This is a genomic window from Mycolicibacterium brisbanense, from assembly GCF_001570425.1.
In the GTDB taxonomy this organism is placed as follows: domain Bacteria; phylum Actinomycetota; class Actinomycetes; order Mycobacteriales; family Mycobacteriaceae; genus Mycobacterium; species Mycobacterium brisbanense.
The window spans coordinates 18,613-39,636 of record NZ_BCSX01000034.1 but is presented as its reverse complement, the minus strand read 5'-3'; the positions used below and the strand labels follow the sequence as shown (position 1 = coordinate 39,636).

Annotated in this window: 16 protein-coding genes; 6 read left to right on the top strand and 10 right to left on the bottom strand. The window is 67.3% G+C overall.

What is annotated here, in order from left to right:
- Position 1 precedes the first annotated feature (1 nt).
- Positions 2 to 1,591, top strand: coding sequence for an N-acyl-D-amino-acid deacylase family protein (locus RMCB_RS18610; protein WP_201028315.1), 1,590 nt, complete (start codon positions 2 to 4; stop codon positions 1,589 to 1,591).
- A 40-nt stretch (positions 1,592 to 1,631) separates the two neighbouring features.
- Positions 1,632 to 2,768, top strand: a complete 1,137-nt coding sequence (locus RMCB_RS18605) for a mandelate racemase/muconate lactonizing enzyme family protein (RefSeq protein ID WP_062829971.1) — start codon at positions 1,632 to 1,634, stop codon at positions 2,766 to 2,768.
- A 25-nt stretch (positions 2,769 to 2,793) separates the two neighbouring features.
- Here the strand turns inward: RMCB_RS18605 and RMCB_RS18600 are convergent, their stop codons facing one another.
- Positions 2,794 to 3,402, bottom strand: coding sequence for a mycothiol-dependent nitroreductase Rv2466c family protein (locus RMCB_RS18600; RefSeq protein ID WP_029372930.1), 609 nt, complete (start codon positions 3,400 to 3,402; stop codon positions 2,794 to 2,796).
- 257 nt (positions 3,403 to 3,659) lie between these two features.
- On the opposite strand from RMCB_RS18600, the gene RMCB_RS18595 reads away from it, so the two are divergent.
- Positions 3,660 to 4,052, top strand: coding sequence for a DUF732 domain-containing protein (locus RMCB_RS18595; protein WP_029372929.1), 393 nt, complete (start codon positions 3,660 to 3,662; stop codon positions 4,050 to 4,052).
- Positions 4,053 to 4,090: 38 nt separating this feature from the next.
- The gene (gene pepN / locus RMCB_RS18590; protein ID WP_062829970.1) at positions 4,091 to 6,676 is read left to right on the top strand and encodes an aminopeptidase N; all 2,586 of its coding nucleotides are present in this window, start codon (positions 4,091 to 4,093) and stop codon (positions 6,674 to 6,676) included.
- A 274-nt stretch (positions 6,677 to 6,950) separates the two neighbouring features.
- On the opposite strand, the gene RMCB_RS18585 is transcribed toward pepN, so the two are convergent.
- Genes RMCB_RS18585 through RMCB_RS18575 form a run of 3 tightly spaced genes read right to left on the bottom strand, consistent with a single transcriptional unit; the run spans position 6,951 to position 8,341 of the window.
- Positions 6,951 to 7,424, bottom strand: coding sequence for a DUF5130 domain-containing protein (locus RMCB_RS18585; RefSeq protein ID WP_029372927.1), 474 nt, complete (start codon positions 7,422 to 7,424; stop codon positions 6,951 to 6,953).
- Entirely contained in the window at positions 7,411 to 7,644 is a 234-nt protein-coding gene (gene ctaJ, locus RMCB_RS18580) for an aa3-type cytochrome oxidase subunit CtaJ (RefSeq protein WP_029372926.1), read from the bottom strand. Before ctaJ ends, RMCB_RS18585 begins: the two co-directional genes overlap by 14 nt.
- Before the next feature lie 52 nt (positions 7,645 to 7,696).
- On the bottom strand, positions 7,697 to 8,341 hold the full coding sequence (locus RMCB_RS18575) for an HNH endonuclease (protein ID WP_062829969.1): 645 nt from the start codon (positions 8,339 to 8,341) through the stop codon (positions 7,697 to 7,699).
- Positions 8,342 to 8,471: 130 nt separating this feature from the next.
- Here RMCB_RS18575 and RMCB_RS18570 point away from each other — a divergent pair, with 130 nt between their 5' ends.
- Both RMCB_RS18570 and RMCB_RS18565 read left to right on the top strand, forming a co-directional pair.
- Complete coding sequence (locus RMCB_RS18570) at positions 8,472 to 8,876, top strand: globin (RefSeq protein WP_062829968.1); 405 nt, start codon at positions 8,472 to 8,474, stop codon at positions 8,874 to 8,876.
- Complete coding sequence (locus tag RMCB_RS18565; protein WP_062829967.1) at positions 8,876 to 10,414, top strand: glycoside hydrolase family 13 protein; 1,539 nt, start codon at positions 8,876 to 8,878, stop codon at positions 10,412 to 10,414. The genes RMCB_RS18570 and RMCB_RS18565 overlap by 1 nt, the downstream gene beginning before the upstream one ends.
- An 89-nt stretch (positions 10,415 to 10,503) precedes the next feature.
- Here RMCB_RS18565 and RMCB_RS18560 read toward each other — a convergent pair whose 3' ends face one another.
- From RMCB_RS18560 to RMCB_RS18535, 6 genes are all read right to left on the bottom strand, one after another.
- Positions 10,504 to 11,166 carry a DUF8185 domain-containing protein gene (locus RMCB_RS18560; protein WP_062829966.1) on the bottom strand — a complete coding sequence of 221 codons (663 nt, stop codon included), beginning with the start codon at positions 11,164 to 11,166 and terminating at the stop codon, positions 10,504 to 10,506.
- Positions 11,163 to 11,570 carry an acyl-CoA thioesterase gene (locus RMCB_RS18555; RefSeq protein ID WP_029372921.1) on the bottom strand — a complete coding sequence of 136 codons (408 nt, stop codon included), beginning with the start codon at positions 11,568 to 11,570 and terminating at the stop codon, positions 11,163 to 11,165. The genes RMCB_RS18560 and RMCB_RS18555 overlap by 4 nt, the downstream gene beginning before the upstream one ends.
- A gap of 35 nt (positions 11,571 to 11,605) precedes the next feature.
- On the bottom strand, positions 11,606 to 16,462 hold the full coding sequence (locus RMCB_RS18550; protein ID WP_276063857.1) for an NAD-glutamate dehydrogenase: 4,857 nt from the start codon (positions 16,460 to 16,462) through the stop codon (positions 11,606 to 11,608).
- 109 nt (positions 16,463 to 16,571) lie between these two features.
- Positions 16,572 to 18,245: an energy-dependent translational throttle protein EttA gene (ettA, locus tag RMCB_RS18545; RefSeq protein ID WP_062829965.1), complete on the bottom strand. Its 1,674-nt coding sequence runs from the start codon at positions 18,243 to 18,245 to the stop codon at positions 16,572 to 16,574.
- A 105-nt stretch (positions 18,246 to 18,350) separates the two neighbouring features.
- A complete protein-coding gene (locus RMCB_RS18540; RefSeq protein ID WP_062829964.1) occupies positions 18,351 to 18,845 on the bottom strand; it encodes a single-stranded DNA-binding protein in 495 nt (164 codons plus the stop codon).
- 152 nt (positions 18,846 to 18,997) lie between these two features.
- Positions 18,998 to 21,019 (bottom strand): bifunctional copper resistance protein CopD/cytochrome c oxidase assembly protein, encoded by a 2,022-nt coding sequence (locus RMCB_RS18535; protein WP_062829963.1) that lies wholly within the window; start codon positions 21,017 to 21,019, stop codon positions 18,998 to 19,000.
- Positions 21,020 to 21,024: the final 5 nt, after the last annotated feature.

Sequence of the window (21,024 nt, the reverse complement as noted above, 5' to 3'; positions counted from 1 at the left end):
CGTGCCGGCACTGGACTTCATGTTGACCGGAGCGCATATCGTCGACGGCACCGGGGCGGCAGCCGAACGAGCCGACGTGGGCCTACGCGGCGACCGCATCGAATACGTCGGGTTGTCGGCCGACGCCAGGGCAGACGTCACGCTGGATTGCACCGGCATGATCATCACACCGGGGCTCATCGACCCGCACAGCCACAGCGACTGGTCGGCGCTGGGCAATCCCGACGCGTTCAGCACGATCCATCAGGGCGTCACCACCGAGGTGGTCGGCAACTGCGGTGTCACCTACGCCCCCGTCGCTGACCACGACGTCGACGCAGCAGCGGGGGCGTTGCGCGCGCTGGGTTACGACGGTCCCGTCGACTGGCGCGGTTTCGGCGACTACATGACGCGGGTGCACGCGGGCCCGACGGCACAGAACCTCATGTGGTTCGTCGGGCATACCGCGCTGCGTTCGGCAGCGCACCGGGCCGACGATCCGCCGCGCGAGCAGCTCCGCCTGCTCGAGGAAGCCATGGACGCGGGCGCGATCGGATTCTCCAGCGGCCTGGAATACGGTGCGGGACGCTTCTCAGCGACGGCAGAACTCGTCGCACTCGCACAAGTAGCCGGCAAGCGTAAGGGCATGTACGCCAGCCATATTCGCAACCGTGATGCCGGCCTCGACGATGCCGTCGACGAGTTCTTCGAGGTCGTCGCCGGCGGCGGCGTACGCGCCCAACTCTCGCACCTCAATGTTCGGCACGACACCGGAGCCACACCGGGCGCCTGGGAGCGAGCAGCCGAACGGGTGGTCAACGAGCGACGGCGCGGCACCGACGTGCTGGCCGACATGACGCCGTACCCGCACGGCATCGGCATGGCCACCGGACTGCTTCCTCCCTGGCTGGCCGAACGCTCCCCCGACGAAGCCGCGGCGCTGCTCACGAACCGCGAGATCCGGGAACGGGTGCGCCGCGACAGCGATCGGTACTGGCGTTTCGTGCATCGCGGTCAGTGGCACCGCGTTCGGCTCGGCGTCAGTCCGACACACCCCGAATGGGAGGGGCTGACGTTTCCCGAGATCGCCGCGCGTCACGGCGCAGACGAGTGGGAGTGCCTGTTCGACGTCCTCTGCGCGGCCGGCAGCGACATGGGCAGCGTGCAGTTGCTCGGCGAGCTGTTCACCGAGAGCCACCTGTCCGAGGCGATCGCACACGATCACTTCCTGCTCGGGGTCGACGCCTTCACCACGTGCCGAGAGGGCGCCCTTGCCGGCCGCACCCGTAATCCGCTGTTCTACCACGGGCATACGCATTATCTGGCGCACCATGTGCCGGCAGGAACTCTGTCTTTGGAGACCGCGATCCACAAGATGACCGGCATGGTCGCCGAACATTTCGGCATGCGGGACCGGGGCGTGGTGCGCGCCGGCGCATTCGCGGACGTCGTCGTGTTCGATCCGGCGATCCTGGAACGCACCGACACGTGGAGCCTTCCGCAGCGATACGCCGACGCGGCCCGCCACGTCTGGGTCAACGGCGTACCCGTCGTCACCGACGCCACCCACACCGGCCGCAGGCCGGGTCTCATGCTCACCCACCGGCCGTGATGTGCACGACCGCAACACCACCAGAGGAGCACCAAAACCTATGAAAATCACCCACATTCAGACATGCGGTCTGCGTGGCGCCACGCCCGAGGGCGGCTGGTCCAACGAACTGCGCCCCGACGACGTCGTACACACCCTCGTCGCCGTGCACACCGACAGCGGGCACGTCGGCATCGGCAGCGCCTTCACGTCCGAGGGGTTGGTCGCCGCGGCGGTGGATGTGCTTGCGCCGCAACTCATCGGGCAGAGCGCGCTGGAGGCCGATCGGCTCACCGAGACGCTGCACCAGAGCGCGTTCTGGATGGGCCGGGGCGGCTCGCTCACCCACGCCACAAGTGCCATCGACATCGCTTTGTGGGATCTGGCGGGACAAGCGCTCGGGCAACCGGTGGGGCGGCTATTGGGCGGCCGCTACCGCGAGCGGGTACGCCCGTACGCCTCGGTGCTCATGGACGAGGCACCGGTGATGACCGAGAATCTGTCGGCGCTGGTCGACCAGGGGTTCACGGCATTCAAGATCGGCTGGTGGAAGTTCGGCCGGGTGGACACCGAAACCGATGAGCAGACGGTGGCCGCGGCCAGGGAAGCCGTCGGCGACCACCTGCTGGCCGTCGACGCCGGCGGATCCGAGGCGTTCTTCCCCGGTGGACTGTCGTGGGCCAAGCGCACAGCAGACATGCTCGCCGAGTATGGCGTCGCGTGGTTCGAGGAAGCGCTGGCACCCGACGACATCGACGGGTTCGTCGAACTCAGGCGCCACTCCAAGGTGCCGATCAGCGGCGGCGAGGTCCTCACCCGCAGGCAGTCGTTCCTGCCGTTCCTCGGGGCAGGCGCCTTCGACATCGTGCAACCCGACACCACAAAGGGTGGTGGCCTCAGCGAATCGCGCCGCATCGGCTGGGCCGCCCAGGACCGCGGCGTGCGGCTGATACCGCACGGCTGGAACACCGCGATCGGCTTGGCGGCAGACCTGCACCTGGCCTCGGCACTGGCCGGGACAGATCTCGTCGAATACAAGACCGGATCGGCCTATATCGACGAATTGGTCTGCGGCGGCTGGGAACTGGACAGCGACGGGATGCTGGCCGTACCCGACGGGGCGGGCCTGGGGGTGATACTCGACCGCGAGGGCTTACACCGCTACGGCACCAACCCGGACTTCGCCGACGCGCGCTGAGGTCGGCACGGCCGGCGCCTGCCGCTCAGTCGAATTGCGGCGCCTCGGTGCGGCTGCGCTTGAGCTCCCAGAAATGCGGATACGACGCGAAGGTAACCGACGCGTCCCAGAGCTTGCCTGCCTCTTCCCCGCGCGGGATTTTCGAGAGCACCGGACCGAAGAACGCCACACCGTTGACATGGATGGTCGGGGTGCCGACGTCGTCACCGACGGCGTCCATCCCCTCGTGATGGCTCTTGCGCAGCGCCTCGTCGTATTTGTCCGTGGTGGCCGCCTCGGCCAGTTCGGCGGGCAGGCCGACCTCTTCCAGGGACTCCTTGATCACGGCGTCGAAGTCCTTGTTGTCCTGGTTGTGGATCCGGGTCCCCATCGCCGTGTAGAGCGGCGCGAGGATCTCCTGGCCCTTGAGTTGCTCGGCGGCGATGGCGACCCGCACCGGGCCCCAGGCCTTCTTCATGAGCTCGACGTAGTTCTCGGGAAGGTCGCGGCCCTCGTTGAGCACGGCCAGGCTCATCACGTGGAACTGCACGTCGATGTCGCGGACCTTCTGCACCTCGAGGATCCAGCGCGACGTGATCCAGCACCACGGGCACAGCGGGTCGAACCAGAATCCTGCAACGTCTTTCTGAGTCATCAATGCGTCCTCTCGATGGTCCGGGCCACAGCTCCGTCCAGCACAACTGCGGAGCCGCATAGAGTGTTCCCCGAGTCGGTGGTAACCATCTCATCGCGTGTTCCGATAAGCATGTCGACGTCACGGAAGTGGCACAGGAAACGCATAGTGTGCAGATTTTTATCGAACCGTGTTGTTCCTGTGACCCTGGTGAACCACTGTTTCCCAAGTGAGTGGGGCGCTGCAAGTGTCCTACGTGACAGCTGAGGAGCTGAATTATGGCCGCACGTGCCTTCCTGACGACCATGGGCGTCGTCGCCGCCGCCGGCCTTGCGCTGGCAGTGCCCGCCCAAGCAGACACCAACGACTCGTTCCTGAACGCCCTGTCCAACGCCGGCATCGGCTACACCGATCCGGGCTCGACCGTGCAGCTGGGGCAGCAGGTGTGCCCGATGCTCGTCGAACCCGGCAAGAACTTCGCGTCGGTGGCCTCCCAGATGCGGGGTAACAACGGCATGTCCCCCGAGATGGCGTCGTTCTTCACCGGTATCGCGATCCAGATGTACTGCCCGCAGATGATGTCGTCGATCACCGACGGGTCCATCCTGAACAACCTGGGCGGGCTGAACGCACTGAGCGGGATCGCCGGCTTCCCCGGCTTCGGGCAGTAGCCCGGGACTGCTGCGCGGCCAGCCGATAGGTTGGACGCGTGGCTCTTCCGAATCTCACCCGCGACCAGGCCGTCGAGCGCGCCGCCCTGGTCACCGTCGGCAACTACCGCATCGAGCTCGACCTCACCGACGGTGAGGGCCAGCCCGGCGACCGCACCTTCCGGTCCACCACGACGGTGGAGTTCGATGCGCTTGCCGGCGCTGATACCTACATCGACATCGCTGCCGAGGCGATCCGCAGCGCGACGCTCAACGGCGTCCCGCTCGACACGTCCGCTTACGACGAATCCACCGGCATCGCCCTGCCGGGCCTGGCGGCACACAACGTGCTCGTCGTCGACGCAGACTGCCTGTACTCCAACACCGGTGAAGGACTGCACCGCTTCGTCGACCCGGTCGACAACGAGGTGTACCTGTACTCGCAGTTCGAAACCGCCGACGCCAAGCGGATGTTCGCCTGCTTCGACCAGCCGGATCTCAAGGCGACTTTCGACATCCAGGTCACTGCGCCGTCGCACTGGGAGGTGATCTCCAACGGAGCACCGGTTTCCGCTGAAACATCCGGCAGCGCAACCGTTCACGTCTTCGCCACCACACCGAAGATGAGCACCTACCTCGCCGCGCTCATCGCCGGACCGTACGCGGTGTGGCGTGACGAGTACTCAGACGACCACGGCACGATCCCGCTCGGGCTGTACTGCCGCAAGTCGCTCTCCCAGTTCATGGATGCCGAGCGGCTGTTCACCGAGACCAAGCAGGGATTCGGCTTCTACCACAAGAACTTCGGCACGCCGTACGTGTTCGGCAAGTACGACCAGCTGTTCGTGCCCGAATTCAACGCGGGCGCAATGGAGAACGCCGGCGCGGTGACGTTCCTGGAGGACTACGTCTTCCGCTCCAAGGTCACCCGGTATTCGTACGAACGCCGCGCGGAGACCGTCCTGCACGAGATGGCCCACATGTGGTTCGGCGACCTGGTCACCATGCAGTGGTGGGATGACCTGTGGCTCAACGAATCCTTCGCGACGTTCGCATCGGTGCTGTGCCAGGCCGAGGCCACCGAGTACACCGCGGCGTGGACCACGTTCGCCAACGTCGAGAAGTCGTGGGCCTACCGGCAGGACCAACTGCCGTCGACCCATCCCGTCGCGGCCGACATCCCCGATCTGGCCGCCGTCGAGGTCAACTTCGACGGCATCACCTACGCCAAGGGCGCTTCGGTGCTCAAGCAGCTGGTCGCCTACGTCGGGCTCGAACAGTTCCTGGCCGGTCTGCGCGACTACTTCCGCGATCACGCATTCTCGAATGCCACCTTCGCCGACCTGCTGGGCGCGCTGGAGAAGTCGTCGGGGCGTGACCTGTCCGGCTGGGGCCGGCAGTGGCTGCGGACGACGGGTCTGAACACGCTGCGCGCCGATTTCGATGTCGACGAGTCGGGGGCGTTCACCCGCTTCGCCGTCACCCAGTCCGGCGCGGCCCCCGGCGCCGGCGAAACCCGGGTGCACCGGCTGGCCATCGGCATCTACGACGACAGCGGCTCGGGCAGGCTGACCCGCGTGCATCGCGTGGAGCTCGACATCGACGGGCCGGTCACCGAAGTGCCGGAGCTGATCGGGATTTCGCGTGGCCAGCTGATCCTCGTCAACGACGACGATCTGACCTACTGCTCGCTGCGGCTGGACCCGGTGTCACTGCGGACCGTGCTTTCCCGCATCGCCGACATCGCCGACTCGCTGCCCCGCACGCTGGCCTGGTCGGCAGCGTGGGAGATGACCCGCGAGGCCGAGCTGCGGGCCCGCGACTTCGTGGCCCTGGTGATGAGCGGGCTGCACGCCGAATCCGAAGTGGGCGTGGCCCAGCGGCTGCTGCTGCAGGCCCAGACCGCACTCAGTTCCTACGCCGATCCCACGTGGGCCCACGAGATCGGCTGGCCGGCATTCGGCGATGCGCTTCTCGATCTGGCGCGGGATTCTGCCCCGGGCTCTGATCACCAACTGGCCTTCGTCAACGCGCTGTGCTCGTCGGTGCTGGCCCCCAACCACGTCGCGGTCCTCTCGACGCTGCTCGACAACGAGCCGGCCGCGGTGAACATGGCCGGTCTGGTCATCGACACCGATCTGCGCTGGCGGATCGTCACCGCGCTGGCCCGCTCCGGCCACCTCGACGCCGACGGTCCCGAGACGCCGTTCATCGACGCCGAGGCCCAGAACGACCCGACCGCCGCAGGCAAGCGCCACGCCGCTGCCGCGTCGGCTGCCCGGCCGCAGGACGTCGTGAAGGCGGCCGCGTGGGAAGAGGTCATCGAGGACGACTCCCTGGCCAACATCACCACCCGCGCGATCGTCGGCGGTTTCGTGCAGCCCGGTCAGGAGGAGCTGCTCACGCCGTTCACCACGCGCTACTTCGCGGCGATCTCGGGTGTGTGGGAGCGCCGGTCGAGCGAGGTCGCCCAGACCGTCGTCATCGGCCTGTACCCGTCATGGGACATCAGCCAGAACGGGCTGGATGCGGCGGACACGTTCCTGTCGGACCCAGAGGTGCCACCTGCGCTGCGCCGCCTGGTGCTGGAAGGCCGTGCCGGCGTGGAGCGCTCACTGCGTGCCCGCGCCTTCGATGTGAGCTAGTTGGTCCCCTGCACCTTCCTTGCACCTCCCTTGCACCGCGAGCGTGCGCGTCTGCCGGCCGACACACCGTCACTGGCCGGCAGTCTGCGCACGCTCGCGGTGTGTGGGGCGCCGTACACCTTTCAGGAAAGCAGAAATCCCGGTGTCGAAACCGTGGTCTCGATACCGGGATCTATGCACGAGCGTGCGCGTAATGCTGCATGTCAACGGCGTGTCGAGCAACAGACGCGCACGCTCGCGGTGCAGAGGTCTAGCAGTGCAGAGGTGAGGTCTGTCAGGCGGGAGAGACGCCGGCGGACAGCACCCGCACTGCGCTGATCAGCCCGTCGATCAGGTTGCCTTCCTTGAAGGAGGCGGCAGCCGCGGAGACACCCAGCGGTGCGGCCTCTTCGATGCCGCGGCCCTTCACGTCGGCGCCGTAGACGACCTCGATCGCGTGCTGGTCAGGCGACACCGCCAACAGCACTGCGTTGTTCGGGGTCGGCACCTTGGCCAGGATCTCGCGGGCCGTGGCGGCGGTGTCAGCACCGAGCCCGCCGATGTAGACCGCGAACCGGGCCTTGGCGGCGCGCGAGCCGTACTTCAGCGCGTCGTCGAGGACCACGAGGTCCATCGTCGGGAAGGGATAGTGCACCGACAGCTCGCCGGGTTCGGTGACGCCGGAGATCCGTCCACTGGACGTGATGGCGTAGCCGTAGGGCAGGTCGATTTCACCGGGCGCGACAGTCGCCACCTCACCACTTGCCACTTGCGCCCCCTCCAATGGTCACTCCATGCGAATCGTGGCCGCCGTGCCCATGGTCGGCAGGCTCGGCAGCTGCCCACAGGATCGGCTCGTGGGTCCACGAGTCCGACATCTTGTAGGTGGCCGGGTGCGGTCCCCTGCGGGTCAGGAAGATCAGCGCCAGGATCACGAACAACAACAGCGGAACCCCTCCGAGGAGGGAATGGGTAAGTGCTGTGCTCACGGCCAAACCGTATCAGCCGCACCGGCCGGACGCGTCAACAGTGAACACTCCGCTACGCCGCGCCCTCACCCAGGTAGCGAACCCAGGCGGGATCGAGTTCCTTGATGGTCGACAACAGCCGCCAGTGCTGGCCTTTCGGCGGCATCGGGACTGTGCGCAGCGACCAGCCGAGCTCCGCCAGCAGCTTGTCGGCCTTGCGGTGATTGCACGCCGCGCAGGCGGCCACACAGTTCTCCCACGAGTGCTCGCCGCCACGGCTGCGCGGCACCACGTGGTCGACGGTGTCGGCCCGGGCCCCGCAGTAAGCGCAGCGGAAGCGGTCGCGGTGCATCAGCGCTGCGCGGGTCATCGGGATGCGGGCCCGGTACGGCACCCGCACGAACGTGCGCAGCCGGATCACCGACGGTACGACGATGGTGCGGGTCGCGGAATGGATCACCGGCCCGGCCGGGTCGTCGTGCACGACGTCGGCCTTGCCGCACATCAGCATGATCACCGCCCGGCGCAGCGGCAGCGCCGTCAGCGGTTCGTAGGTCGAGTTGAGCAGCAGTACCCGGCGACGGCCCCACACCGAGGCGTCGGGACTGGCCGGAGCCAGTGTCTCGACGCTGTGCAGCGGCCGATTTGGCGCGTGAGGCCCCGAAGGGCCGGATATGTGACCGGTCCGTCGTGAGTGGCCTTTTTTGCTGTGCGCCATAGAGCCTCCGCGCACAGTCCACCACGGATCCAGGCCGATCGCACGAAAATTCTTTGGGTGTCAGCTGGTCAGTCCCATGAACACCAGGTGACGAGACCGCCCTGAGCGCCAATTGGCAACGATCGGCACAATGGGGTGCGTGACGCAGGCTCAACAAAGCTTCTACGACGAGGTCGGCGGCCACGACACGTTCCAAGCCATCGTGTCGCGGTTCTACCAGCTGGTTCGTGAGGACGAAATCCTGCTGCCGCTGTACCCCGAGGACGACATCGACGGGGCCGAGGAGCGGCTGCGGATGTTCCTGGAGCAGTACTGGGGCGGGCCCAGGACCTACTCGGACCTGCGCGGACACCCGAGGCTGCGGATGCGGCACGCGCCCTTCCGCATCGGCCTGCTGGAACGCGACGCGTGGCTGCGGTGCATGCACACCGCCGTGGCGTCGATCGACTCGGCGACGCTGGACGACACCCATCGCAAGGCGTTGCTGGATTATCTCGACATGGCCGCAGACGCGATGGTCAACTCGGCGTTCTGATGGCGACGTGGTGGGAGCACGCGGTGTTCTACCAGGTCTATCCGCGTTCGTTTCGCGACAGCGACGGTGACGGGGTCGGCGATCTCGACGGCGTGACCGCCGGCTTGGACTACCTGAGTTCCCTCGGCGTCGACGCGCTGTGGCTCAACCCGGTGATGGTCTCGCCGATGGCCGACCACGGCTACGACGTCGCCGACCCACGCGATGTGGATCCTCTCTTCGGCGGCCTGGATGCTCTCGACCGACTGCTGGACGCCGCCCACGCACGCGGTATCCGGATCACGATGGATCTGGTGCCCAACCACACCAGCTCCGCGCATCCATGGTTCGTCGAGGCGCTCACCAATCCGGCCCGCCGGGATCGCTACATCTTCCGTGACGGCGGCGGCCCCGACGGGTCGGTGCCGCCCAACAACTGGGTCTCGATCTTCGGCGGCCCGGCCTGGACCCGCGTCACCGAACCCGACGGCACCCCCGGGCAGTGGTACCTGCACCTGTTCGACGCGTCGCAGCCCGATCTGAACTGGGACAACCCCGAGGTGTTCGACGATCTGGAGAAAACGCTGCGGTTCTGGCTGGACCGCGGCGTCGACGGATTCCGTATCGACGTGGCCCACGGCATGGCCAAACCCCCGGGCCTACCCGACATGTCGGTCGTCGACACCGCGGTGCTGCGCAACAGTGACGACGACCCGCGATTCGACAACGAGAGCGTCCACGACATCCACCGGTTCATCCGGACCGTGTTCGACGACTATCCCGACGCGGTGGCCGTCGGGGAAGTGTGGGTGCGCGGCAACGAGCAGTTCGCGAAGTACCTCCGGCCCGACGAGCTGCACCTCGGCTTCAATTTCCGCCTGGTGCAAGCAGATTACGATGCCGCCGAGATCCGCGATGCGATCGACAACGCACTGGCCGCGGCCGCTCTGGCCGGTGCCACCCCCACCTGGACGCTGTCCAACCACGACGTCGAGCGCGAGGTCACCCGGTACGGCGGCGGTGCCCGCGGGCTCGCCCGGGCTCGGGCCATGGCCCTGGTGATGCTCGCCCTTCCGGGTGCGGTGTTCATCTACAACGGTGAGGAACTCGGCCTGCCCAATGTCGAACTGCCCGACGCGGTGTTGCAGGATCCCGTCTGGGAACGCTCCGGGCACACCGAACGCGGGCGTGACGGCTGCCGCGTGCCGATGCCGTGGCGGGGCACCGAACCGCCGTTCGGCTTCTCCACCAATCCCCATACCTGGCTACCCATTCCGGCCGACTGGGCCACCCTCACAGTTGCCGATCAAGAGCAGGACCCCGATTCCACGCTGGCGTTCTATCGGCGGGCGCTGCAATTGCGCGACAGCCGAAGCGAATTCAGCGGCAACAGCATCGACTGGCTCGACGACCTGACGTTCCGCAGGCCCGGTGGGCTGGTGTGTGTGCTCAATGCGGGCACCGCTGCGCTGCCGCTGCCGGCCGGCGAGGTGTTGCTGGCCAGTGGACCGCTCGCCGACGGCACAGTGCCCCCCGACACCGCCGTCTGGCTGGTCTAGGTCTTTGGCGAGTTCCTCCCGCGAGCAGACATGAAAGTCCCCGACACGCGGCGCTTCCGGTACCGCGGCGTCTGCTCGCGAGGGGGACTCTAGCCCAGCACGAGTGAGGGGGCGCCGCGTCTGCGGTACACCGAGCCGAACCTGGCATCGATGCGCAGCCATGCGGCGTGAGCGCGCACCCGCACGATCTCCCCGGCGCTGAGAGACTCGCCCGACGGCGGCAGGAAACCCATTGCCGTCAAAGCGAATACGCAGCGCATCGGGACACCGACGGACAACTCCTCGGAACTGACCACCACCACGTCCTGATCGAGCAGCGACGTCGGCGGGCCGTGCGCGCCACCGTGTTCCTTGGCCAGCGTCGTCCCCTGCTCCGCCAGGTCGAGCATCACTTTCGCGGGAACATCGTCGACGTGGACGAACCCGGTCTCCGGCGGCAGTCCCCCACGCCAGGCCGAATCCATCGGCATCCCGGTGTCGATGTAGCCACCGTGCGACACCGAGAGCCCGGCGCGCAGCGCGTCGGCGCCTGCGGACAGATCGCCGGGGCGCAGCCGGGCGGCGAACACCCGGCTGGCCAGCGCATCGAATCCCGTTGCGACCCAAGCCACGACCTGCTCACCGTCGCCGCCCCTGGCCCGCAACCGCACCACTGCCGCGTCGTCGAGCCGCAGCGCCCGGTCGACAAACGTCGCGAGGTCGTCGCGTTGGTGCGCATCGTCGATCCACAGGCCGCGTTCGGGACCGGTCATCGCAGATAGTGCTCCAAATACGCCCGCTGCTGGGGCGAAAGACGTTGCAGCCGTTGCTCTTCGATATGGACAGCAGCCAGTTGGGTCTCGGCGATCACCGACGGCTTGCAGTCGGGATCGGCGTGCACTGGCCGCACCTCATACCCCACGGTGAAGTCCACCGCCCGCACCCGCTTGGACCACATCGTGACCTGCAGCGGCGAATCCACCAACCGCAGCTGTCCCTTGTAGACGATGTTGACCTCGGCGATCAGCAGACCGATCGTGGTGATCTCGGCACCGAATGGCTCACGCAGGAACGGGATCCGCGCCTCTTCGAGGATGGTCACCATGGTGGCGTGATTGATGTGCTGGTACATGTCGATATCCGACCAGCGCACATGCACCGGTGTCGTAAAGCCTATGTTGTCGCCTCCTCGCGCACGGGCTCGTCGGTCCGTCACCCGGTAGTTCCCGTCCCACTCGTCCTGGTCATGCTGCGGATCTGACGGGCCGCCACCGACAGAGTCGCCAGATCCTGCAGCTCGCCCTCGTAGATCTCGGCCAACGTGCGGCGGGCACGGGCCACCCGGGAACTGTTGGTCAGCTCCCATTCGGCGATCTTCTGCTCACCGGTCTCGTCCGGCTCGCCGACCGCCATGACATCGAAGCACAGCGCCCGCACCGACCCGTAGATGTCATCACGAATGGCCAACCGCGCCAACGAATGCCACCGATCGTCACGACCAAGCATCGACACCGCCGTGAGCAGCCCGTCGGCGCCGAGATGGTCCATCAACGCGAAGTAGGCGTCGGCCACCTCGACCGGGTCCCGCTCGATGATGTCGGCGATGTCGATCACGTCGAGCAGGCTGTACTGATACAGCCCGGTGGACACCAGATAGGCCAGCTCTGGGGAGACTCCGTGCGCGACAAGCTCACCGGCCTCCTTGTTGACGATGGCCTTGTCCGCGCCACGCAGCCACTCCCCTATGCGCGGCGTCAGCATGGCGACCTTGTCGGCGAACCGGTTGATCTCGGCGCCGACGGCCAACGGCTGGGGCCGGTAGTTGAGCAGCCATCTGCCCGCGCGGTCGACCAGTCGGCGCAGATCCAGTGTCATCCGGTCGGTCACCGCGACAGCGACGCCCTGCTCGCCTGCCGCGCGGATCTGGCGCCAGACATCGCCGATCCGGAAGATCGCGTTGGTCGCCACATAGCTGCGCGCCGCGTCGACCGGCCCGACTCCGACGTCCTCGGTGATGCGGTAGGCGTAGCTGATGCCGCTGGTGTCGACCAGATCGTTGACCAGCATGGTGGTGATGATCTCGCGACGCAGCTGATGCGACCGGATCTCAGTGTGGAACTCGTCGCGCAACCTGGCCGGGAAGTACCGCGGCAACCGGGAGGCGAACACCTCCTGGTCGGGCAGGTCGCTGGCCAGCACATCCTCTTTGAGAGCCAGCTTGACGTGTGCCATCAGCGTGGCCAATTCCGGTGAGGTGAGCCCGATTCCGGCCTCCGTACGGCGCCGGATCTCCTTCTCCGACGGCAGCGCCTCCAGCTCACGGTTGAGCCCACGATCGGCCACGAAGTCCTTGATCATGCGGGCGTGCACCGAGAGCATGCTCGCCGAGTTGGCCCGGCTGGTGCCCATCAGATCGTTCTGGTCACGGTTGTCGCTCAGTACCAGTTCACCGACCTCGTCGGTCATCGACAACAGCAGGCCGGTGCGTTCCTCGGCACTGACGCGGCCGGCGGTGACCAGCGAGTCGATCAGGATCTTGATGTTGACCTCGTGATCGGAGCAGTCCACCCCGGCGGAGTTGTCCAGCGCGTCGGTGTTGATCCGGCCACCCGCCAGATCGAACTCGATGCGGCCCAGCGGAGTCACGCCGAGGTTGCCGCCCTCGCCGATCACCTTGGCCCGCACCTGGTTTCCGCAAACCCGGATCATGTCGTTGGCCCGGTCGCCGACGTCGGCATCCGCTTCGGTCTCGGCCTTGACGTAGGTGCCGATGCCGCCGTTCCACAGCAGGTCCACCGGAGCCTTCAGAATGGCCTTCATCAACGCAGGCGGGGTCAGCTCGTCGACGTCGCCCTCGATGCCCAGCGCCGCGCGCACCTGTGCACTGATCGGGATCGACTTCTGATCGCGGCTGAACACGCCGCCGCCCTCGCTGATCAGCGACTTGTCGTAGTCGTCCCAGCTCGATCGCGGCAGCTGGAACATCCGGCTGCGCTCGGCCCACGACGTCGCGGCATCGGGGTTGGGATCGAGGAAGATGTGCCGGTGGTCGAACGCCGCGACCAACCGAATGTGTTGGGACAGCAGCATTCCGTTGCCGAACACGTCGCCGCTCATGTCGCCGACACCGACGACCGTGAAATCTTGCGTCTGAGTGTCGACGCCCATTTCCCGGAAGTGGCGCTTGACCGATTCCCAGGCGCCCTTGGCGGTGATGCCCATCGCCTTGTGGTCGTAGCCGATCGAGCCGCCCGACGCGAACGCGTCACCCAGCCAGAAACCGTATGACTTGGCGACCTCGTTGGCGATGTCGGAGAACGTCGCGGTGCCCTTGTCAGCCGCCACCACCAGGTAGGCGTCCTCACCGTCACGACGCACGACATCCGGCGGGGTCACGACCGCACCGGTTGCCTTGTCGACGTTGTCGGTGACGTCGAGCAGGCCGGAAATGAACAGCTGGTAGCAGGCGACGCCTTCGGCCCGCGTCGCGTCGCGGTCGACGGCGGGGTCGCCGGTGGGCTCCGGCGGATGCTTGACGACGAAGCCGCCCTTGGCCCCGACCGGCACGATGACGGCGTTCTTGACCGCCTGGGCCTTGACCAGGCCGAGGATCTCGGTGCGGAAGTCCTCCCGGCGATCCGACCAGCGCAGCCCGCCGCGCGCGACGAATCCGAACCGCAGATGCACGCCCTCGACGCGGGGCGAGTACACGAAGATCTCGAATTTCGGTCTGGGCAACGGCAATTCGTTGATCAACCCGGGGTTGAGCTTCATCGCCACCACGCCACGCTGCCGCGCCGAATCAGGGCGCTGCACATAGTAGTTGGTGCGCAGGGTGGCCTGGATGAGGCTCGCGAACGCGCGCAGCACCCGGTCGGTGTCGAGGCTGACCAGCGCGTCGATGTCGGCCGCCACTGCCGCAGCCGCGCTTTGGGCGTCGCGGGGCGCCGCGCCGTCGCGTTCGGCGCCGGGCGGAGTGAACAGTGCCTCGAACAGCTCGACGAGTGACCGCGCGGTGTGCGGGTTGTCGTTGAGCACCGACTCGATGTGGTTCTGGCTATACGGGAAGCCGGCCTGCCGCAGGTATTTCGCGTACGCGCGCAGGATCACCACCTGCTGCCAGGTGAGCCCGGCGCGCAGCACCAGCTGGTTGAACCGGTCGATCTCGGCATTACCCTGCCAGATGGCGGTGACCGCGTCGGCGAAGCGCTGCGCGGTGGCCGCCTGGGCCTCGGCGTCGGGCGCGTCGGGCATGTTACGTTGCCGCGAGACCTTGAACTGGTAGATCCAGACCGGCAAACCGTCCGCGCGGGTGACGGTGTACGGCCGTTCCTCGAGCACGACGACGCCCATGGACTGCAGCATCGGCAACAGCTCGCTCAGCGATGCCGAATGCCCGCCGAGGTACCAGGTCAGCTGGGCGATGCGGTCGGCACCCTCGGTGAACACCAGCTTGACCGAATTGTCCTGCAGCTCTTCGATGATCGCGATGTCGGTGACGGCGTCGGCCGGTGCGACAGCCTGCTTGTAGTCCTGCGGGAAGGCGGTCGCGTAGTGCTCGACAGCGGCGGGGTTGAGGCCCGTGGCCGAACTGATCAGCCGGTCGCCCCAGTTCCGGGTGGCCTCGGTCAGCAGATTCTGGATCCGCGACTCGTTCTCGATCGAGGTGTCCACCCGGTGCGCACGCTCACCGTCGGGCAGCCTTACCGTGAAATGCACTACGGCCCAAGGGGATTCACTGACCCGTGCGGAATAGTCGATGCTCACGCCACCGAGTTCGCGAACCAGGATGTCCTGCATCTCCAGGCGCACCGCGGTGGTGTAGCGATCACGCGGCAGGTACACCAGGCACGAGACGAAATGGGCCAGTTGGTCGGCGCGCAAGAACAGCAGGGTGCGGCGCCGCGAGCCCAGATCCACCACAGCCATGGCCATTTCGAGCAGCTCTTTGGAGCTCAGCGCGAACAGCTCCGGCCGCGGAATGGTCTGGATGATGTCACGCAGCAGCTGCCCCGGGTGGCTCGGGTCGCGATGGGCCATCGCCAAGGCTTCCTCGGCGCGCCGTGAGACCAGCGGGATCTCAAGCACATTGGCGTTCATGGCCGCGATGGTGAACAGTCCGACGAAGCGGTGTTCGATCGCACCGGCAGGGCTGCCGCTTTCCCGGACCACCACCAGGTACGGATAGGCGCCGTAACGCAGGTAGCTCGGGATGGTCGCCTGGGCCAGCACCAGCAGATCGTCCGGATTGGTCAGCGGCGGCAGTACGTCCTGCCGCAGCCGAAGCACACCGAGGCGGCTCGCCGGGTCGACCACGGCCTGGCCGTCGCCCACCGCGCACTGCTGGTAGCCCAGGAGCACGAAGTGCCCGTCGGCCAGCCAGCGCAGCAACGCCGCCACGTCCTTGCGGTCGGCGTTGGGAAAATGCCCCTCGACGTCGGTGGCGAGGTCGTTGGCCAGCCCGTGCAGCGCGGCGGCCATGGCACCGGTGTCCAGGCCGATCTGGCGGGCATCGGCCAGGATTCCGGGCACCAGGCGTGTGGCCTCGGTGAGGGCACCGCCGTCGGCCGCGCCCGTCACCGGGATGAGAATCCAGCACTCGTCGACGCCGTCTCCGGGCACCGCGTCGGCCACCGGCCTGATGTCCTGCAGTTGCCCGTCGGCGTCCCGGCGGACCCGAAACACCGGGTTCATGATGGCGCTGTAGGCCACGCCGAGACGGTGCAGCAGCACCGTCACCGAGTCGACGAGCATCGGTGCCTGATCGGTGACGATCTGCAGGGCGGGTCCGGTCTCGGCGTCACCCGGGTAGACGGCGACGTTGGTCTCGCCGGGTGCGCGCCGGGCCCCCAACCGGTAGTGGGCCGCCACGGCGCCATCCGACACGAGCCGCTCGGGCGCGCTGATCGCGATGGGCCCGGTCGTGGTGGCACCCGGCGCGTCGGCCTGCGGCCCCCGATAGGTGGACAGCAGGGCTACGGCAAGGCGTTGCGTGATATCGGGCGTTGGCTCCGGTCCTCCTGGGACGCTCGTGGTTTGTTGTCCCTGAGATTGCGGCCATGCCGTCATACCGAATACTCCTGACTGACGCCCACGCACCGGCGCTGGTGCGTAGGAGCGACATTAGTCGTAGCCCGACTTGCTGCGCTTGATCCTCGCGAACTATCCCGCCGACTGGTCAGTCGCGCGTGAGGCGGCGATGCGTGACCCGGTGCGGGCGAGCGGCTTCGGCGCCGAGCCGGTCGATCTTGTTCTCCTCGTAGGCACCGAAGTTGCCCTCGAACCAGAACCATTTCGCGTCGTTGTCGTCGTCGCCTTCCCACGCGAGGATGTGCGTGCAGGTGCGGTCGAGGAACCACCGGTCGTGCGAGATGACCACCGCACAGCCGGGGAAGTTCTCCAGCGCATTCTCCAGCGACGACAGGGTTTCCACGTCGAGGTCGTTGGTCGGCTCGTCGAGCAGGATCAGGTTGCCGCCCTCTTTGAGGGTCAGTGCCAGGTTCAGGCGGTTGCGTTCACCGCCGGAGAGCACGCCGGCCGGCTTCTGCTGATCGGGGCCCTTGAAGCCGAATGCCGACACGTAGGCCCGCGACGGAATCTCGTTCTGGCCGACCTCGATGTAGTCGAGCTTGTCGGAGACCACCTCCCACACCGTCTTCTTGGGGTCGATGCCCGCGCGGGTCTGGTCGACGTATGACAGCTTGACCGTCTCACCGACCTTCACCGTGCCGCTGTCCGGCTGCTCCAGGCCGACGATGGTCTTGAACAGTGTGGTCTTGCCGACGCCGTTGGGGCCGATCACGCCGACAATGCCGTTGCGCGGCAAGGTGAACGACAGATCCTTGATCAGCTGGCGTCCGTCGAAGCCCTTGTCGAGGTGCTCGACCTCCACCACCACATTGCCCAGCCGCGGCGGCGTCGGGATCTGGATCTCCTCGAAGTCGAGCTTCCGCGACTTCTCGGCCTCCGCGACCATCTCCTCGTACCGGCCGAGCCGGGCCTTGTTCTTGGCCTGACGCGCCTTGGCGCCCGAACGCACCCACGCCAGTTCGTCCTTGAGCCGCTTCTGCAGCTTCTGGTCCTTCTTGCCTTGGACCTCCAGCCGCTCGGCCTTCTTCTCCAGGTAGGTCGAGTAGTTGCCCTCGTACGGGTAGGCCCGGCCGCGGTCGAGTTCGAGAATCCACTCGGCGACGTTGTCCAGGAAGTACCGGTCGTGGGTGACGGCCAGGATGGCGCCCTTGTAGGCGGCCAGGTGCTGCTCCAACCACAGCACGCTCTCGGCGTCGAGGTGGTTGGTGGGCTCGTCGAGCAGCAGCAGATCGGGCTTGGACAGCAGCAGCTTGCACAGGGCGACGCGGCGGCGCTCACCACCGGAGAGGTGCGTCACGGGCTCGTCGGCCGGCGGGCAGCGCAGCGCGTCCATCGCCTGCTCGAGCTGGGAGTCGATGTCCCAGGCGTCGGCCGCGTCCAACTCCTCCTGCAGGCGGCCCATCTCTTCCATGAGCTCGTCGGTGTAATCGGTGGCCATGAGCTCGGCCACCTCGTTGTACCGGTTGAGCTTGGCCTTGATCGCCACGCCGTCTTCGACGTTCTCGCGGACCGTCTTGGTTTCGTCGAGCTCCGGCTCCTGCATCAGAATGCCGACCGTGGCGCCGGGGGCCAGCATCGCGTCACCGTTGTTCGCCTGGTCGAGCCCGGCCATGATCCGCAAGACGCTCGACTTGCCGGCCCCGTTGGGACCGACGACACCGATCTTCGCGCCCGGAAGGAAATTCAGCGTGACGTCGTCGAGGATGACCTTGTCGCCGTGCGCCTTGCGGACCTTCCGCATCGTGTAGATGAATTCGGCCATGCCGTGATGTGCCTTTCTGAAGCTGTCCAGTCTTTCTGACGAGGCCCGCGCGGGGGAAGCACAAGTCCTGTCACCCGCGCCCATCCTAGGCGTGACCGAGTGACGTCAAGCCGACAGTGGCAGCGCCCCCGGCTCCTGCGCCGGGATCTCCGTCTCGTCGACCTCATCGTCAGCGTCGTCGGGACCGTCGCCGTCCCGTGCTGCCTGCTGATCCGCGTCGGGCGCGGTGCCCGTGCCGCCCGGCCTGGGCAGCAACTCGACCTTCGCGCTGCACCGTGACAGGTCGGGCCCCACCGCGGTGGCGCGGACCTCCACCGACGACCGCCGCACACCTTCTTTGTCCTCGTACTCACTGGTGTAGAGGTGCCCGACGACGACCACGGCGTCACCCTTGCCGAGCGAGGCGCTGACCCCACGGGCCAGGTTTCCCCAGCAGTTGACCGTCACGTACAACGAATTCCCGGGCTCCCAGGTTCCACCGGCGCCGCGGCGGCGCGAGTTGCTCGCGACCCGGAACTTGAACAGCTCCTGGTCTCCGAACCGGAGCCGGACAGGATTGGTGACGATATTGCCGACCACGGTGAACGGTGTCTCGAACATTGCTGATTCCCTTTCGCTGGTGATGTGGGCGCCGGGGCCGGAAAGCCGCGATGCCTGACACCGCCATTGACCGCCGCGGCACCGACAAGGACGGCCCACGGCAGCGGCCGGAAAGCAAGGTTGTGGATGAAATGCAGGTTGGGGATAACTCGTCAGTCCGCGGGCTTGTCGCGACGGGCCATCTCGGCGAGCATCGCGTTGTACGCGGCCAGTTCGGCGTTGTCGTCGCGGTCGGCGGCCCGGTCGAGCCGCTTGGCGGTGCGCTGATCACTGCGCCGCCATTGGATCAGCAACGCCAGCATCACGATGACAAGGGGGACTTCCCCTGCCGCCCAAGCGATTCCACCGCCAAGGTGCTGATCGCCGATCAGGTCGGTGTGCCAGGGCAGCTGCAGGGACCGGTAGAAGGTCGCGCCGAGCACGGTCTGCATGCCCATCATCACCACACCGAAGAACGCGTGCAGCGGTAGCGACGCGAACACCATGCCCATCTTGGCCAGATGCGGGATGGGCCGCGGGGTGGGGTCCACGCCGATCACCACCCAGTAGAACAGGTAGCCCGACACCAGGAAGTGCACGTTCATCAGCAGGTGCGCGGCGTGATTGCTCACGGCGGCGTCGAAGATGCCGCCGAAGTACAGGCCGTAGAACCCGGCCACGAACAACACGGTCGCCACCACCGGTTGGGTCAGGAACTTCGACACCGGGGAATGCAGAGCCGCCAGCAACCACTCTCGTGGACCCGGTGCAGCCCCACGGCCTGCGGCCGGCAACGCGCGCAACGCCAAGGTGACCGGCGCCCCGAGCACGAGCAGGATCGGCACCAGCATCGACAGCAGCATGTGCGCGATCATGTGCATGCTGAACATCGCAGGCATGTACCTGCCGAGCCCCGACGACGTGGTGAACAGCAACGTCGCGCAGCCGAGCAGCCACGCCGCGGTCCGGCCCACCGGCCAGGCGTCGCCCCGCCGGCGCAACCGGCGCACCGCGAGCACATACACGACCGCGCCGATGATCGCGGCGGTGCCGAAGATCAGATCGAAGCGCCAGTCGAACAGCACGCGGGCGACCGTCGGCGGCCCGGAGAAGTCGTACCCGATGGCCACCTCGGTGGCGCTGGGCACCCTGGTCTCCGGTGGCGGGGGCGTGCGCCCCAACCCGACGGCGATCCCGAACGTCGCCCCGAACAATGCCGCCTCCCCCAGTGCCAGCCGGATCAGGGGCCGCCGGGCGTCCGGGTCGGCCTGCAGCGCGGCCACCCCGCTGCGGCGCTGCGCCCAGCCGAGCACCCCTAAGAGACCGAGAGCCACCATCTTGGCGACGATCAGCAGGCCGTACGGCGTGCGCACCAGATCAGCAGGTTGTAGGCGCACCAGCGCGTTGATCACCCCGCTGAACGCCATCGCGATGTAGCACCACAGCGCCAGGGCCGAAAACCGACGGGCGGCCAGGGCGGTGTTCTCGCCGAGTTGACCGCGCAGCGCGTGCACCAACAGCGCCAGCAGGCCGCCCGCCCACAGCGCCGCGGCCATGAGGTGGATGAACAGGCTGTTGGTGGCCAGGTCGTGGGCGCCGCCTGCCGATGAGTGCCCGGTCAGCGCCAACGGCACCAACGTGAGCATCGATCCGCCCAGCAGTACCGGGGTCCACCCCCAGCGCAGCACGGGCAGGCTGGCAACGGTCACCGCAGCGGCGAGGATCGCGGTCCATCGCCACGCACCTGCGGTATCGATCAGGCTGGCCACCGACCACACATCGGTCGGGCTGAGGTGCTCGAGCAGCGGTTGACCGGACACATCCGACACGGTCAGCGGAACCAGCAGCGCGGCGCACACCGTCCACACCGCCGACGCTGCCGACCCGAGCCGCAACGCGCGGTAGCCGGCCACGTCGAGCACACCGTTGGCCTGCGGCGGCACCAGGAACGCGGCGAACAGAAACGCACCGACCGCGACCACCGCGGCGATCTCGCCGGCCGCCCGCACGAACGGCAGGCCGTAGGTGGTGATGGGACCAGGGTTGGGCAGACCGGTCGCCGTCAGCGCGTCGGCCAGCGCGAGCGCCCCGATCCCGGCGGCGACGGTTCCGGCCAGCATCCCGACGCCGACGAGCACGGGCCACACAGCACTGGTGCGCACGCCTGATACGGCCGGCGCGCCGGGAGAAGTCATGTTCC

Coding starts and splice junctions, on each gene's coding strand:
- RMCB_RS18605 (WP_062829971.1), top strand. CDS start 1,632: ATGAAAATCACCCACATTCAGACATGCGGTCTGCGTGGCGCCACGCCC.
- RMCB_RS18600 (WP_029372930.1), bottom strand. CDS start 3,402: ATGACTCAGAAAGACGTTGCAGGATTCTGGTTCGACCCGCTGTGCCCG.
- RMCB_RS18595 (WP_029372929.1), top strand. CDS start 3,660: ATGGCCGCACGTGCCTTCCTGACGACCATGGGCGTCGTCGCCGCCGCC.
- RMCB_RS18575 (WP_062829969.1), bottom strand. CDS start 8,341: ATGGCGCACAGCAAAAAAGGCCACTCACGACGGACCGGTCACATATCC.
- RMCB_RS18570 (WP_062829968.1), top strand. CDS start 8,472: ATGGGGTGCGTGACGCAGGCTCAACAAAGCTTCTACGACGAGGTCGGC.
- RMCB_RS18565 (WP_062829967.1), top strand. CDS start 8,876: ATGGCGACGTGGTGGGAGCACGCGGTGTTCTACCAGGTCTATCCGCGT.
- RMCB_RS18560 (WP_062829966.1), bottom strand. CDS start 11,166: ATGACCGGTCCCGAACGCGGCCTGTGGATCGACGATGCGCACCAACGC.
- RMCB_RS18550 (WP_276063857.1), bottom strand. CDS start 16,462: ATGACGGCATGGCCGCAATCTCAGGGACAACAAACCACGAGCGTCCCA.
- ettA (WP_062829965.1), bottom strand. CDS start 18,245: ATGGCCGAATTCATCTACACGATGCGGAAGGTCCGCAAGGCGCACGGC.
- RMCB_RS18540 (WP_062829964.1), bottom strand. CDS start 18,845: ATGTTCGAGACACCGTTCACCGTGGTCGGCAATATCGTCACCAATCCT.
- RMCB_RS18535 (WP_062829963.1), bottom strand. CDS start 21,019: ATGACTTCTCCCGGCGCGCCGGCCGTATCAGGCGTGCGCACCAGTGCT.